Raw genomic sequence first — 15,480 nt, forward strand, 5'->3', positions numbered from 1 at the left:
TTCATCTGGCCAAATATAGGAAAAGCAATTTCGATTTTTTATTACGACGTTTGAGCCGCCGTCGAGTAACGTCAGGTAGCCAATAATTCCATGGGATAAAAGAGCGCTTTAAAAAAGGTTACAAAAAGTTTGAAGAGCTGACAAATTATGGATGGGTCGGAAACGGTACGGAAGATCATCCACATCGATATGGATGCGTTTTATGCGTCGGTGGAGCAGCGGGACAATCCCGACCTCCGGGGCAAACCGGTGGCCGTGGGCGGCTCGCGGCAGCGCGGGGTGGTGGCGGCCGCCAGCTATGAGGCCCGGCAGTTCGGGGTGCGTTCGGCCATGTCGTCGCAGCTGGCCCTGCGCAAGTGTCCCGACCTGATCTTCGTCAAACCCCGCTTCGATACCTATAAGGCCGTTTCCCTGCAAATCCGCGGCATCTTCGCCCAGTACACCGACCTGATCGAGCCGCTTTCCTTAGACGAAGCGTATCTGGACGTCACGAGCAACTTTAAAAACCTCCCGTCGGCCACCCGCATCGCGGAAGAAATTCGGGCGGCCGTCCGCGAACAAACCGGCCTGACGGCTTCGGCGGGGGTTTCCTACAACAAATTTCTGGCAAAACTGGCCTCCGACTACCGGAAGCCGGACGGTCTGTACGTCATCAAACCGAGTCAGGGGCCGGCTTTCGTCGAGAAGCTGGAAGTCGGACAGTTTCACGGCATCGGGCGGGTGACGGCCGAAAAGATGAACCGGATGGGCATTTTCACGGGGCTGGACCTGCGCGGGCAGTCAGAAGAAGACCTGCGGAGGCATTTCGGGAAGGCGGGGAGTTTTTATTACCATATCGCCCGGGCTGTCGATAACCGCCCCGTCACGCCCGACCGCATCCGGAAGTCGATCGGTTCGGAAAACACCTTCGACCACGACCTGACCGAACCCGCCGAACTGGCCGAAGCCCTGCAGCCCCTGATCGAGTCGGTCTGGCGCATCGGCGGGCGCTATCAGGTCATCGGGCGGACGGTTACGCTGAAGGTCAAATATGCGGATTTCGAGCAGATCACCCGTAGCCGCACGGCCTTCTCCCCCGTCACCCAGGCCGAGGTGTTCGAACGCATCAGCCACGACCTGCTGACGGCCCTGCTGCCGGTGCCGAAGGGCGTCCGGCTCCTGGGCGTAACACTCTCCAACCTCGAACCCATCGACGAGTCGCCGGGCCACCAGCTGGTCCTCCCCTTCTGAGCGGCTTCAGACCAGAATGCCCTTCACCACCTTGCCGGCTACGTCGGTCAGCCGGAACCGGCGGCCCTGAAACTCGTAGGTCAGTTTTTCGTGGTCGATACCGAGCAGGTAAAGCAGAGTCGCCTGAAAATCATGCACATGCACCGGATTTTGGGTGATGTTGTAGCCGAATTCGTCGGTTTCGCCGTAGGTGATGCCGGGCCGGATGCCGCCCCCGGCCATCCAGATCGTAAAGCAGCGCGGGTGATGATCCCGGCCGTAATTGTCTTTCGTCAATTTGCCCTGCGAGTAGTTGGTCCGGCCGAACTCCCCGCCCCAGATGACGACCGTATCATCCAGCAAACCCCGCTGTTTCAGGTCCTGAACCAGAGCCGCCGACGCCTGATCGGTGGCTTTGCACTGCCGCGTCAGGGCCGAAGGCAGGTTGCCGTGCTGGTCCCAGCCCTGGTGATAGAGCTGCACGAACTTGACGTCGCGTTCCAGCAGCCGGCGGGCCATCAGGCAGTTGGCGGCAAACGTACCCGGCTCCCGCGAACCCGGGCCGTACAGATCGAAAACCCAGTCGGGCTCGTCGGAGAGGTCGTTCACCTCGGGCACGGAGGTCTGCATCCGGAACGCCATTTCGTACTGGGCAATGCGGTTGCTGACCTCCGGATCGCCGTAAAGTTCTTCCTGGGCCTGATTGAGGTCTTTCAGGGCATCGAGCATGTTCCGGCGGTCGGCGGTGGTATAGCCCTCCGGGTTACTCAGGTACAGCACCGGGTCGGTCCCGGAGCGGAACTGGACGCCCTGATGCCGCGAAGGCAGAAAACCGTTGCCCCAGAGCCGGGCATACAGCGGTTGGTCCTGCGGGGCGTCTTTGGAAATCAGCACGATAAAGGCCGGCAGGTTCTCGTTGGCCGAGCCCAGTCCGTAGCTCACCCAGGAGCCGATACTGGGCCGGCCGGCGAGCTGGTTGCCGGTCTGGAAGAAGGTCAGCGCCGGGTCGTGGTTGATCTGCTCGGTGAACATCGATTTGACGAAGCACAGGTCGTCGGCCACCTTCGCCGTGTAGGGCATCAGCTCGCTCACCCAGGCCCCGCTTTTCCCGTGCTGAGCAAACCGGTACGGCGACCCCACCAGCGGCAGCGCCGACTGCTGGGCGCTCATACCCGTGAGCCGCTGCCCCTTCCGGACCGACTCGGGAAGGTCCCTGCCGTGCATCTTTTCCAGATGGGGTTTATAATCGAACATCTCAAGCTGAGAAGGGCCTCCGCTCTGGAACAGATATACCACCCGTTTGGCTTTGGGCGCCCGGTGCGGCACCACCAGCCGGTCGTCGGCCGAGGGACCGGAGAACAGGTTTCCCGGCAATAACGACCCCAGCGCCAGCGACCCCAGCCCCAGTGAGGCCCGGTTCAGAAACGACCGCCGGCTGAACGTATCGGCCAGATGCTGAGCGAGTTTATCTTTCATCGTGTCGGTGTTTTGACCACCCCCCGCCCCCCTCCTTGGTAAGGAGGGGGTGGCTTCGCAATTTTTAGAAATTGGCAGCGCACTCCCCCTCCTTGCTAAGGAGGGGGCCGGGGGGTGGTATTTTTAATGCTTCGTTATAAACGCTTCCGAGTTCATGACCGTACTGGCGACCACCGCTCCGGCGGCCAGGGCGGCCGGTTCGAGAGTACCGGCGGTGCGGTGTTCTCCGGCCGTCAGCCAGCCGCGCATTTTGGCGGGGTTTTCTACAAATTTCCGGTATTCCTGCCCGTACAGCCGGGTCAGGATGCGCAGTTCACGGGGGGTCGGTTTTCGGGCCGTCAGCCGCCGGAACACCTGCGTCAGCTGGTCGGTTAGCGGCCGGTCCGGCGCCAGCGAGCGTTCGGCCACCACCCGGGCGGCCTCCACGAACTGCGGGTCGTTGAGCAGCACCAGCGCCTGCAGGGGCGTGCTGGTTTTCTGCCGCTGCACCACGCAATAACTCCGCGAAGGCGCGTCGAACGTGTTCATGGACGGGGGAGGGTTGGTCCGTCGCCAGAAGGTATACAGACTCCGGCGGTACAGATTCTCCCCGCTGTCGGGTTCATACACGGCGCTGTTGACCGACCAGAGTCCTTCGGGCTGGTAGGGCTTGACGCTCGGCCCGCCCATCCGTTTCGACAGCAGACCGCCGGCCGCCAGGGCATTGTCGCGGATCATTTCGGCGGTCAGGCGGAATTTCGGACCCCGGGACAGCCACGTATTTTCGGGGTCTTTTTTCAGCATCTCCGGCGTCGGGCGCGACGACTGCCGGTAGGTGGCCGACATCACGATCAGCTTCTGGAGGGCCTTGACGTCCCAGCCCAGCACCTGATGCGCCCGGTCGGGTCCTCCACGCTCCTGAATCCTTAGGGCCAGCCAGTCGAGCAATTCGGGATGGGTCGGCACCCCGCCCTGGTTGCCGAAATTGTCGGATGCCTTGTGCAGGCCGGTTCCGAAATAGGTCTGCCAGTACCGGTTCACGATCACCCGGGCGGTCAGGGGGTTGTCGGGATGCAGGAGCCACTTCGCCAGACCCAGCCGGTTTTTAGGGTAGTTGGCCGGGAAGGGCAGCACGCCGGCCGGAACGCCGGGCTGCACCCGTTCGCCGTGGGCGTCGTAGACCCCGCGCTTCAGCACGAAGGCCGGGCGGGGCGTTTTCATCTCCTCCATCACCATGACCTCCGGAATAGGCTCCACCACCTGATTCCGTTCCGCCCGAAGGCGCTCCAGTTCTTTGAGCTGTGCCCGGTACGGCTCCGACACGCTGTGCAGGTAATATCGTTCCAGCGCAGGCCCCGTCGCGGCCGCCACCGTTTCGGACCATTCAGGCAGGGCCTGCACTTCAAGGGGCGTCAGTTCCCGACCGAATACCGTCAGTTCGTCGATAGCGCCGTTGCGGAGGCCCGGGCCGCGCATATCGGCCGCCAGCATCAGGCCGGTTTGCTTTCCCTTAAACAGAATGTCCTTATACAAATTGTCCTTCTCGGTCTGCATGGCGGCTTCCCGGCCGTCGACGAACAACCGGAAGCCGGCGGCCCGGCTCGATCCGTCGTAGGTCATCGTCAGGTGAACCCAGCGGTCGCGGGGCAGCGTCTCCCGGCTGACGCGGACGATGTTGTTATAGGGCCAGGTGTGGGCCATCAGCAGTTCGGCCCGGCCGTCGCGCAGGTTGAGAAAATACCCCCGGAAGTTGTACAGAATATCTCCGTTGCCCTTGTGAATGATGGCGGCTTTGGTCAGTTCTTTTGGAATCCAAACCCAGGCGCCGATGGAAAAGGGCTGCGATCGGTTGAAAATACCGACCTGGCCCAGTTTGAGAATATCGTCGCCGTTCGAGCGGAAGGCCATTCCCCGGCGGCCCGGCACCAGCACCGGATCGGCCACCTTGCCGCTGTCTTTGGCATTGACGGCGTTCAGGAACGCACCGCCCTGTAACCGGTCGAAGGTAAAATGGGCCTGCAAGTCCTTCCGGGCGTCGAACGGAACGGTGCCGCCGGTTTGAGCCTGCCACCGGGTGAAGGCCGGCCGTTCCGTCCGGGCGGTTTGGGCCAGAGCGGCTTCGGCGGCTTTGATCCGGGTGTCCAGAAAGGCAATCAGGCTGTCCTGCTTCGGTTCCGTCAGCAGCATCGTCGGCACCGGCATGGCGTCATCCCACGAAATCTGCCCGGCTTCGTCGACGTTGTTGAAAAAGGCGAACAGGCGGTAATAATCCTTCTGGCTGATCGGGTCGAATTTGTGGTCGTGGCAGCGGGCGCATTCCACCGTGAGCCCCATCAGGGCGGTGCCGAGGGTATTGGTCCGGTCGGCCACGTATTCCACCCGGAATTCCTCGTTGACGATGCCGCCCTCCATGTTCTGCGAATGCACCCGGTTGAAGGCCGTCGCCAGCCGCTGCTCGCGGGACGCCGGTCCGCCATTGCGATTCGGAAACAGATCGCCGGCCAGTTGCCAGGTAATGAACTGGTTGAGGGGCATATTCCGGTTAAAGGCTTTGATGACCCAGTCGCGGTAGGGCCACATGGGGCGGTAGCGGTCGACGGTGTAACCGTGGGTGTCGGCGTAGCGGGCCAGATCGAGCCAGTCGACTGCCATCTTTTCGCCATAGTGGGGCGACCGCAGCAGCCGGTCCACCACCTTTTCGTAGGCATTCGGGCTTCGGTCGGCCAGAAAGGCGTCGATCTCGGCCACGGTGGGCGGCAGACCGGTCAGGTCGAGCGTCACCCGGCGCAGCAGCGTCTCCCGGTCGGCTTCCGGCGACGGCGACAGGCCGTTTTCCTCCATTTTTGCCAGCACGAAATAGTCGATCGGATTCTTCGGCCAGGCGGTATGTTTCACCGCCGGCAGGGCGGTTTTCTGCGGTTTGAGCAGCGCCCAGTGCGGTTTGTATTCGGCCCCCTGCTCGATCCAGCGGATGAGAATAGCCTTTTCGTAATCGGTCAGGCTGCGGTTCGACGAGGGGGGCGGCATCATGGCGTCGGCGTCCGTCGACACGATGCGGTGGAACAACTCACTGGCGGCCAGATCGCCGGGAACGATGGCGTGTTTGCCGGGATGTTTCTTCAAAGCCGCCAGCGCCCCTTCCCGGGTAGCCAGCTCCAGACCGGCTTTCTGGCTGTTCCGGTCGGGTCCGTGGCAGAAGAAACACTTGTCGGACAGGATCGGCTTGACGTGCCGGTTATAGTCTACCGTCTCGGGCAGCCGGGCCTCCAGCCCGACGATCGCAGCCGGTTTTTCCACCCCGCAACTCTGCGCCAGCACGATGCCGAGGAAGCCGGCCAGCACGGCCAGTCCGAGCATCAGCCGGTTTCGGGAGAATTGACCAGGGATTTTTTCCAACATCACTTTCAACTGAAATTTTAGAAAAATACGAAGAAAGGCGGAATGATCTGTCCTGTACCGGCCGGGGGTGGTTTTCCGGCTTACTTCCGCTGCTTCTGAACGTATTTGGCGACCGTACCGATGGGCGCGATCCAGACGCCGTTGGCGGGGTCTTTGGCGTATTCGCAGAGTTGTTTCAGCATCTGGAGCCGGGTGGTCTGGGCACCGGCTTCGGCGGTTTCGTGGCCGGCCAGCACCACCCACTGCCCCTGCTCCCGGGCCTTTTCGATAACCTCCCGGATCTGGGCGAAATCCTTGCCGTCAGTTTCAATCCCGGTCAGCTGGGCCATGTCGCAGTAGCCGGCGTCGTTCGGGGCTTCGTCCAGCCAGCCCCGACCGGCCAGAAACAGCTCGGCGATGACCGGCACGTAGCTTTTGGTATCACGTCCCCGCCCGACGAACGACTGCCCGCAGGGATAGGCGAACACCTCCGGTTTCACGCCCAGCAGCCGCTCCACCTGGCGGTTTGCCTCCAGCAGTTCGGTCCTCATCCGCTCCAGCGTGTAATCCTCCAGTGCCTTCTGCCGCGACCACGGGAAGTTGCCGCTGCACGGGTGGTTGACGGAGTGATTGCCGATTTCGTGCCCGCTCGCAACGGCTTTCTTCCAGCCGTCCAGCCGCTTCTCGACCCCGCCGGGCAGCACGAAAAACGTGGCCTTGACCCCGTACTGGTCCAGTAATGCAGTTCCGGCATCGACGTTGCTTAGCCGGGCGTCGTCGAAGCTGAGGCTCACCGCCACGCGTTTGCCCTCCGGCCAGCGGACCAGGGTTTGAGCGAGCGTGGGCAGCGAAAGCAAAAAAGGTAAAAAGAGGCTGAGGAACTGAATGAAGGTGGCGGTAAGCATTTTCATGGTTTTTATGGGCTTAGGATCTATCCATTTTGGAATAACCGGTTTATGGTGCCTTTCGGAGATAGGCCAGCAGGTCGGCCATCTGCCGGGGGCTGATCTGTTTCTCCAGACCCGACGGCATGGCCGACATTCCCTCGGCCTTCAGCGACCGGATGTCCTGCCGGGCGATGGTCATTTCCTGACCGCCGGGGCTTCGTAGCGTCAGCGCCGTGGGCGTTTCGGACGGAATTACGCCCTGCACCGTCTCCCCGGTCTTCAGGCTCACCGTCCAGGTGTCGAAACCGTCGGCGATGGACAGATTCGGGTTCAGGATGTCGGTCAGGACGGATGCCGGACGGCGGTTTCGGATGGTCCCGAGGTCGGGGCCGAAGGCAATACCGCCCGACCCGCCGATCTGATGACAGAGGGCGCAGTTCTGCTGAAATACCAGCGCGCCCTGCTTCGGGTCGCCGGTCAGGGCCAGCACGGATTCGTATTGTTTCAGGACCGCCTGCCGCTGTTCATCCTTCTGCGTCAGCAGTTTGCGGGCGCGGTTACGCAGCGTTTCATCGGGGTAGGACATCAGCCGTACACTCCGCGGCCACCCCAGGCTGGCCGGTGTGACAATGCCTTTTTCAATGGCGTCGAGCAGCAGCCGAACCCGCTCCTGGCTGGTCAGGAAGGTGCCGAGGGCCGGCTCCCGGAGGTCGGGGGTCATCACGGCCCAGTGGTCCAGCACAAACCGGCTGACGCTCGCATCCGGCACGGCCGACAAGGCGCGCAGGGCCGCCACCTGCACCGACAGCGGTTCCGTCGGAACGATCAGGCTTTCCAGAAGTTTCCTATGGGTGGCGGGTTGACGCAGGCTCAGAAACTCGACGGCTTCGGTTCGCTTTTCGACGGCCCCTTTCGGATCGGCGGCCGTGCGGACGGCCCGGGTCTCGGCCTCGCTCATGCGGCTTTCCGGCGGCCATCCAATCACCCGCAGCATCTGAAGACTCCCCTGTCGAACGGCCGTCGAAGGATGTCCGAAAAATGCTTTCGTCAGCAACTCCCGTTCACGGGCCCATTCCTCCGGCGGGGTCATCCGGCGTTTCAGCCCCTGGGCCAGCCCCTTCAGCAAGGCCGCCTGCCCATCGGAACCGCTCGCGGGATCGACGGCTTTCTCCAGAAGCCGGTGAATTTCCGCCGACGGCTGCCCCGCTCCGAGCAGTGCGCCGAGCCGCTCGATCAACGAAGCGTGGGCGTCGTCGCCCGGCCGGTAGCGGGCCAACACCGCCTTCAGCAGTTCGCCGTTTCCGGCGGAGGGCGCCGTCAGGGCGGCCAGTTGTACCCAGGGGTCCGAAAGGTCGCGAAAAAGTAGTTTTTCCCGGACATCGGCTGCCTCCTTTCCCTCCACCCAGCCCAGCGTACAGAGCAGCTGAAACCGGACTTTGGCGTTGGGGTCGCCGGTCAGCGCGAGCAGGCTGCGGCCCAGCGCGGGCGCTTCGGAAAGATGGGTTTCGGCCAGCCGGACGGCGTTTTCCCGGACGCCCGGTTCGGCATCCTTCAGCGCCTGCCCGATCAGCTCGGGGCGGAGTTTACCAAGTCCTTCCAGCGTCCAGAGGGCATGGAGTCGTCCGACCGGCGAAGCCGGGTTCCGGGCCATTTTCTCCAGGGCGGCAACATCCGATGCTGCGGCCCGGTCGAGCAGCAGCCGCTGGGCGTTTCGGCGCCACCAGATATTTTTATGGGCCAGATAATCGATCAGCTGCGTCGTGGTGGCCCGACCCAGCGAAAGGCCCCGGGTCCAGTCGGCGGGGGCGGCTTCTTTGGGCGTGATGCGGTAAATGCGCCCCTGATCGGTGCCGTTGTAGAGTGCGCCCGAGCGGGTTACTTCCTCGGCCATCCACTCCGGGTGTTCAATGATCTGGCGGTAATAATCCACCACATACAGCGCGCCGTCCGGCCCGATGTAGAAATTGACCGGCCGGAACCAGCTGTCGGTCGATGCCAGAAACTCCTTATCCGGCCGCACCCGACTGGCCCTGAACGTAGCACCCTGATCGCTCAGGCGGTCGAAATGAACGAGGTTGCTGACCGGCTCAGCTACGAAAGTCACCCGGTCGTAGGCCGGAGGAAACGCGCCCCCGAGGTAGGCGGTGAGGCCGCAGGCGGAGGTGATGACGCCCACGTCGGTCAGCAGCTGGTGTTCGGGATTTTTGGTAATGGGGAACACTTCGGCCGCGTTGCCGTGGTCGGAGATGGACTGAACGGCTCCAGGAATGAGCAGGTCCGGGTTGCGCTGGAGGTAGCGGGCCGCCAGCACCTCGTGGTAAATATGGTTGGCGTTGCTCACCAGCAGCCGCCGGCCCCAGGCGTCGAAGGTGTGCCCGAACTGCGTGTTGCCCGACACCGGTTCCAGTTCGAAACGGTCGGGCCGGAACCGCACGCTCCGTCCTCCGGCATTATCCGGCAGACGCGGCCCGTCCGGTTTGTCGGGAAACCGGACGTCTCCGCCCCGGTCGCCGAACTCGGCTTTATACACCTGCGCTGAAACCGCCGACTCGTGGGCCAGGTAAATCCAGTTGTCGAGGCCGAGCACCGGCCCGTTCAGGTTATGCTGGGGGTTGGAAAGGGCGAAGCCGGTCAGCAGGGGCCTGCGGAGGTCGGCCCGGCCGTCGTTGTCGGTATCTTCCAGATAAAGCACATCCGGGGCATCGGTGACGATGACGCCTTTCTTCCAGCGCATGAGGCCGGTCGGCAAAACCAGTTTATCGGCGAACACGGTGCTTTTGTCCATCCGGCCGTCGCCGTCGGTGTCGGTCAGGAGTTTGATTTGGCCGGAGCCGCTTTTGTCGAGCGGGTAGCCGTGCATCTCGACCACATACAGCCGCCCTTCCTCGTCGATCTCCATCGCCACGGGGTCAGCCACGAGCGGTTCGGCGGCCACCAGTTCGATCCTGAAACCCGGCTCCAGTTCGAACGTGGCGAGGGCGGCTTCGGGCGGCACGCCGGAGCGATTCGCAGGAACGGTATTCCCGGACCCGGCCAGCAGGGCCGGCAGGCTGAGCATCAGCGCATAAAACAGAAGCGGGCGAACCATATCAGCGGTTGATGGAATTGATGTATTCGGCGATTTCTACGACATCGAACACGTGATCGATGGGCGTCGAGAGAATGGCCTGCTGCGGCATGAAGGCCGACTGGGCGGTTTCGGGTTTCTGGGCGATGATGACGCCCCCGGCTTTTTTGACGGCCCGCAGCCCGTCCGACCCGTCGGCATTGGCTCCCGACAGCAGGATGCCGACCATCTCCGGTCCCCAGGCATCGGCGGCCGATTCGAAGGTGACGTCGAGAGAGGGACGGCTGAAATTTACTTTTTCGGAGAAATCTAAAGAAAAATACTGGTTTTTCTCGATCAGCAGATGGTAATCCGCCGGTGCCAGATAAACCTGTCCCGGGAGGATGGGGTCCTTGTCTTCCACTTCCCGGACCGGCATGACGGTTTTGACGGACAGCAGGTTCGCCAGGGAGGATTCGCCGGAATGCCGGCGATGCAGAACGATGAGCAGCGAAAAGGACAGATCGGGACGCAGGGCCGGGAGGAGCTTCATCAACACGTCGATACTTCCCGCCGACCCGCCGATCACGACCGCTTTACAGGGAGATGTCAGCCGATTTTTCGCCATATCTTCTCCCGGTTGAGCTGTTTGTATTTCTGCCGGATGGCCGAAAAGTTCAGGGTTTCCTTCGATCCCAGCGCCAGATAGCCCAGCTGGCCCATACTCTCGTCAAACAGGTTCAGGACTCTTTCCTGCAAGTCCTTATCAAAGTAAATCAGCACGTTACGGCAAAGAATCAGGTCAAATTCATTGAATGAACGGTCGGATACGAGGTTGTGGGTCGAGAAGATCATCTTTTCTCCGAGCGATTCGTCGAATTTAACCTGGTCGTAGCGGGCCGTATAATAGGCGGAGAAATCCTCCAAACCGCCGGATTCGATGTAATTCTCGGAGTACAGCTTCATGGGAGCCATCGGAAAAATGCCGTGGCGGGCTTTTTCGAGGACGCCCGGGTTGAGGTCGGTGGCGTAGAGCAGGGACTTGTGCAGAAGTCCGGCTTCCTTCAGCAGGATCGCCATCGAATACACCTCCTCGCCCGTCGCGCAGCCCGCATGCCAGACCCGGATGAACGGTTTGGCACCCAGCGTCGGGACGACTTCGGTGCGGAGGCTTTTATAAAAATGGGGGTCCCGGAACATCTCGGTAACCGTCACGGTGATCTCCTCCACAAACCGCTTCAGGTAGTCGGGGTCCATCCGGACGCGGTACCGGAATTCGGCGAAGCTCGGAAACCGATCCATCGTCATGAGCCGGGTGATCCGTCGTTTCAGCGAAGCCCTGGAATAATTGGAGAAGTCGTAGCCGTAAAAATCAAGCAGATCGTTCAGTATCCATTCAACCTCTATATCTTCTATCATGAGTTCTGATTATAGCTGCGACAGCAGCCGCAGCAAACGGTCTACATCGACCGGCTTCGAAATGTAATCGTTCGCGCCGGCCCGGAGGCACTTTTCGCGGTCGCCGACCATGGCCTGCGCCGTCACGGAAATGATCGGGGTTTCCTTCCGGCTTTCGATCTGCCGGATGAGGGGAATGGCTTCGTACCCGTCCATTTCCGGCATCATCATGTCGATCAGGATGGCGTCCACGGGCTCGCCGGTTTTCAGCAGGTCGAGGGCTTCGGGGGCGCTGCCGCACGAAAGACAGTCGAAAGACCGGGCTTTCAGGGTGGCTTTCAGCGCAAAGATATTGCGGGCGTCATCGTCAATGATCAATACCCGTTTCCGGCTCATTTGTTTTTCCATGGTGTGAGCGGGCGGGAAACCGGTTTCGAAGGGGTTTGCCGGCCCTCGGTTTTATTTTTCGTAGAGCCAGACGCGGAGCAGCGACATCAGCTGATCGATGTCGACCGGTTTGGTGATGTAGTCCGAGGCTCCGGCTTCGATGCATTTCTCCCGGTCGCCGGTCATGGCCTTGGCCGTCACGGCGATGACGGGCAGGTTTTTCCAGCGCGCGTCTTCCCGGATTTTCCGGGCCGTCTCGTAGCCGTCCATCTGGGGCATCATCATGTCGAGCAGCACCACGTCGACGTTCGGGTTTTCGTGGAGCTTCTGAATGGCCTCCTTCCCGTCGAGGGCCGTCACGACGTTCATCTGGTAGGTTTCCAGGGCTTTCGTCAGGGAGAAGATGTTCCGCACGTCGTCATCGGCGATCAGCACCGTCCGGTTGCTGAGGACCTGGCTCAGGGCGCCCAGTTTCCGGAAATCACCGCCGGAGCCGCCGGCCGGCCGGTTATCGTCGACCAGGTGCAGGAACAGCGACACCTCGTCGAGCATGCGCTGGTACGAGTGGGCGGTTTTGACCACGATGGAGTCGGCGTATTTCCGGATCTTCTGTTCCTCCGCCAGCGACAGACTCTTGCCCGTAAAGATAATGATCGGAAGGTGTTCGAGCCCGGGATTCTTTTTGGCCTCTTCGAGCAGTTCGTAGGCTCTGGGGTCGGGGATGCCCATATCCAGAATCACGCAGTCGATCTCTTCCTTCTGCAGGGCTTCCACCCCCTCGGTGATGCTGCTTTTCAGCTCCGAACTGATCCGGAACGTCTCCAGGAAGTAGGCCAGCGCCCGGGCGTGTTTGGGGTTATCTTCCACGATCAGCACCTTCCCGCCGTGGCGGTTGAGGACGTATTCGAGCTTTTCGAAGACTTCGTTCAGCTGCTCGTAGGCGACCGGTTTGTTCACGAAATCGACGGCCCCCCGGACGAGGCTCTCCTTTTTCACCTTGTGCGACGACATGATGTGAACCGGGATGTGGCGCGTCTGCGGGTTGGCCTTCAGGGCGTCCATCACCTGCCAGCCGCTCATGACCGGCAGCTGAATGTCGAGCAGAATCCCGACCGGCTTGTAGGTTTCGGCCAGTTTCAGCCCTTCGTCGCCCCGCACGGCCACGATGCCCTTGTAGCCTTTCCGCCGGGAATATTCCAGCAGCGAACGGGCAAAGCTGGTGTCGTCCTCCACGATCAGGATGGCCTTGTCCGACCCGGTGAGGGTATGGCGGTCGTCCGGGACGGCTTCGGGAATGACGGTGCTGAGGTAGCGGGCGGCCGGGTCGTCGGCCTTTCCGTTGGCGGCTGCTTCGGGGTGGCCGGGACCGGGGGCCGTCACCCCGGGGGTCGGGGATGCGGGATGGCTTTCAACGGCCCCCGGGGTAGCGGCCTCGGGGGCAGACACCGGCAGGTTGACGGTAAATTCGCTGCCTTCGTCGACCCGGCTCCACAGCACGATCTCCCCGCCGAGCAGTTTGGCCAGTTCCCGGCTGATGGACAGCCCCAGACCGGTGCCCCCGTATTTACGTTTGGTGGAGCCGTCGGCCTGCTGGAAGGCTTCGAAGATCAGGTGCTGTTTCTCCGGCGGAATGCCGATGCCGGTGTCCCTTACCGCAAAACTGAGCCGGCCCGGTTCCGGCTGCCGGATGGTGAGGGTGACGGAGCCTTTCGCCGTAAACTTGAGGGCGTTGGAAATCAGGTTTTTCAGGATCTGGCCGAGCCGCATCCGGTCGGTTTCGATCACCGGCGGCACGCTGTTCTCCACTACCACGTTGAAATCCAGCTTTTTGTCGGCCGCCAGCGGTCCGAACAGGGCCTGAAGCTCCTCGACGACCTCGGACACCGGAACGTCCATGAACTCGAGCTTCATCTGCCCCGCTTCGATCTTCGAGAGGTCGAGGATTTCGTCGATCAGCGCGAGCAGGCCGTTGCCCGACGACTGGATTACCCTGGCGTAGTCGACCTGATCATCGGTCAGGTTGGTTTCATTGTTCTCGGCCAGCAGGCGGCTCAGCAGCAGGATGGAGTTGAGGGGCGTCCGGAGTTCGTGCGACATATTCGCCAGGAACTCCGACTTGTACCGGGTCGAAAGTTCCAGTTCCTCGGCCTTTTTGCGGATGTCCTCATTGCGTTCTTCGAGCAGAAAGCTGCGTTCCTCCAGTTCGGCGTTGGTTTGGCGAAGCTCCTCCTGCTGCACGCGCAGTTCTTCCTCCGATGCCTGAAGTTTGAGAGTCTGGGCTTCCAGTTCGGCGTTGAGATTTTCCATCTCGTTGTGCTGGGCCTGAAGTTCTTCCGACTGGGCCTGGGTTTCTTCGAGGTAGTTCTGGAGCCGGACATAATCCAAAGCCGCATTGACCCCGACGGCGACGGCATCCAGGTTGGATTCGACGAAGCTGAGTTCCAGCGGTCCCGGTGGGCGGAGCATCCCGATCTCGATGGCGCCGATGCAGACGCCGGCATACACCAGCGGAGCCACCACCAGCGTCGGGGGCGTGGTCCGGCCGAGGGAGGAGGTCATGACCAGATAGTTGTCGGGGAGGTCCTGGACGACGATGGTCTTCCTGCTTCGGATGGCCTGCCCGATCAGCCCTTCGCCCGGAACGACGGTTTCAGGTACTCCGCTGGCGGCATAGCTACCGGCCAGTTTGAAGGTGCCGTTGAAGTCGAGGATGTATACCGTGCCGACGGGCGCGTTCAGGTAACCGGCCATGGTCTCGATCAGGCCGGAAGCCAGCGTTTTCAGGTTGCGTTCCCCACGGATGGCCTCACTCAGGCGGACGGTTCCGGCCTGGAGCCAGGTCCGGTTCTGAAGGTCGGTGAAGGTAGTCTCCAGCGAAGCCGCCATGGTATTCAGGGCATTGCCGATCTGGCCCAGTTCGTCGTCGCCGATGTCGGGGCTGCGGACGGAATAATCGCCGGCGGCAATCAGGGCGGTCACGTCCTCCATGTCGGAGATGCGCCGGGCGGTTTCGCGATATTTTTCCTCGTCGGCCTGCTGGCGGGCGATGCGCTGGTCGAGGTCGCGCTTGATGCGCAGGTAGGTGCTGATGGTGATGAGGATGGAGATCAGGGCGGCCACGGCCAGCAGGAAGGGCGTGTAGGTGATGTAGACCTGCTGCTGTCCGATCCGCTCGTCGAGCAGCCGGTTTTCTTCCCGCTTCACCTGATCGACCGCCACCCGGAGGCTGTCCATGATCCGTTTGCCCTTCAGCATTTCACGGTACCGCTCGGCCGTATCCCGGCGGGTGGCGATCCGGCGGGCGGTGAGGTCGATGACCCGCTGCATCTGCTGGAACTTTCGCTCGTAGAGCGTATGAATCTGCTCCAGGCTGGGCTGCTGGGCCGCATTTTCGCTGGTCAGGTTCCGGATTTCCCCGTAACTCCGGTTGACCTTTTCGAGAGCGCCGTTGTAGGGTTGCAGAAAGGCCGGGTCGAGCGTCAGGAGATATCCCCGCTGGCCGGTTTCGGCGTCCTTCATGCCGGAGATTATGTTTTCGGCCTCCAGCAGGACCTGATTCGTATGGTTGACCAGCTTTGAATTGGCAATCAGCTTCTGGATGCTGTAAAACGAAGCGGCCAGGCTGACCAGAAGTAATATCGTGGAAAGGGAAAATACGAGTTGGAGCTGCCGGGTGACGGTATTGGACGATGGCTGCGGCATGGTTGGTTTAAATGGCGG

General features: G+C 61.8%; 9 protein-coding genes. 1 reads left to right on the plus strand and 8 read right to left on the minus strand.

The window, feature by feature from the left end; genetic code table 11:
- The first annotated feature begins 147 nt into the window (after nucleotides 1–147).
- Complete coding sequence (gene dinB, locus DX909_RS20190; RefSeq protein WP_128547023.1) at nucleotides 148–1,230, plus strand: DNA polymerase IV; 1,083 nt, start codon at nucleotides 148–150, stop codon at nucleotides 1,228–1,230.
- 6 nt (nucleotides 1,231–1,236) lie between these two features.
- Here the strand turns inward: dinB and DX909_RS20195 are convergent, their stop codons facing one another.
- The 8 genes from DX909_RS20195 to DX909_RS20230 all read right to left on the minus strand — a co-directional run bounded on the left by DX909_RS20195 (nucleotide 1,237) and on the right by DX909_RS20230 (nucleotide 15,462).
- A complete protein-coding gene (locus DX909_RS20195) occupies nucleotides 1,237–2,685 on the minus strand; it encodes a DUF1501 domain-containing protein (protein WP_128547024.1) in 1,449 nt (482 codons plus the stop codon).
- 123 nt (nucleotides 2,686–2,808) lie between these two features.
- Nucleotides 2,809–6,021, minus strand: a complete 3,213-nt coding sequence (locus DX909_RS20200) for a DUF1553 domain-containing protein (protein WP_128547025.1) — start codon at nucleotides 6,019–6,021, stop codon at nucleotides 2,809–2,811.
- 122 nt (nucleotides 6,022–6,143) lie between these two features.
- Nucleotides 6,144–6,953, minus strand: a complete 810-nt coding sequence (locus DX909_RS20205) for a polysaccharide deacetylase family protein (RefSeq protein WP_128547026.1) — start codon at nucleotides 6,951–6,953, stop codon at nucleotides 6,144–6,146.
- Between the two features lie 43 nt (nucleotides 6,954–6,996).
- Nucleotides 6,997–10,017, minus strand: coding sequence for a PVC-type heme-binding CxxCH protein (locus DX909_RS20210; RefSeq protein WP_128547027.1), 3,021 nt, complete (start codon nucleotides 10,015–10,017; stop codon nucleotides 6,997–6,999).
- Nucleotide 10,018: 1 nt separating this feature from the next.
- Nucleotides 10,019–10,603 carry a chemotaxis protein CheB gene (locus tag DX909_RS20215; protein WP_128547028.1) on the minus strand — a complete coding sequence of 195 codons (585 nt, stop codon included), beginning with the start codon at nucleotides 10,601–10,603 and terminating at the stop codon, nucleotides 10,019–10,021.
- Complete coding sequence (locus DX909_RS20220) at nucleotides 10,585–11,394, minus strand: CheR family methyltransferase (protein WP_128547029.1); 810 nt, start codon at nucleotides 11,392–11,394, stop codon at nucleotides 10,585–10,587. The genes DX909_RS20215 and DX909_RS20220 overlap by 19 nt, the downstream gene beginning before the upstream one ends.
- 9 nt (nucleotides 11,395–11,403) lie before the next feature.
- Nucleotides 11,404–11,769: a response regulator gene (locus DX909_RS20225; RefSeq protein ID WP_128547106.1), complete on the minus strand. Its 366-nt coding sequence runs from the start codon at nucleotides 11,767–11,769 to the stop codon at nucleotides 11,404–11,406.
- A gap of 63 nt (nucleotides 11,770–11,832) precedes the next feature.
- On the minus strand, nucleotides 11,833–15,462 hold the full coding sequence (locus tag DX909_RS20230) for a response regulator (protein WP_128547030.1): 3,630 nt from the start codon (nucleotides 15,460–15,462) through the stop codon (nucleotides 11,833–11,835).
- Between the last annotated feature and the right edge of the window lie 18 nt (nucleotides 15,463–15,480).

The sequence above is a fragment of the Larkinella soli genome (assembly GCF_003703975.1).
Taxonomy (GTDB): Bacteria; Bacteroidota; Bacteroidia; order Cytophagales; family Spirosomataceae; genus Larkinella; species Larkinella soli.

Coding starts and splice junctions, on each gene's coding strand:
- DX909_RS20205 (WP_128547026.1), bottom strand. CDS start 6,953: ATGAAAATGCTTACCGCCACCTTCATTCAGTTCCTCAGCCTCTTTTTA.
- DX909_RS20210 (WP_128547027.1), bottom strand. CDS start 10,017: ATGGTTCGCCCGCTTCTGTTTTATGCGCTGATGCTCAGCCTGCCGGCC.
- DX909_RS20215 (WP_128547028.1), bottom strand. CDS start 10,603: ATGGCGAAAAATCGGCTGACATCTCCCTGTAAAGCGGTCGTGATCGGC.
- DX909_RS20195 (WP_128547024.1), bottom strand. CDS start 2,685: ATGAAAGATAAACTCGCTCAGCATCTGGCCGATACGTTCAGCCGGCGG.
- DX909_RS20225 (WP_128547106.1), bottom strand. CDS start 11,769: ATGAGCCGGAAACGGGTATTGATCATTGACGATGACGCCCGCAATATC.
- DX909_RS20230 (WP_128547030.1), bottom strand. CDS start 15,462: ATGCCGCAGCCATCGTCCAATACCGTCACCCGGCAGCTCCAACTCGTA.
- dinB (WP_128547023.1), top strand. CDS start 148: ATGGATGGGTCGGAAACGGTACGGAAGATCATCCACATCGATATGGAT.
- DX909_RS20220 (WP_128547029.1), bottom strand. CDS start 11,394: ATGATAGAAGATATAGAGGTTGAATGGATACTGAACGATCTGCTTGAT.
- DX909_RS20200 (WP_128547025.1), bottom strand. CDS start 6,021: ATGCTCGGACTGGCCGTGCTGGCCGGCTTCCTCGGCATCGTGCTGGCG.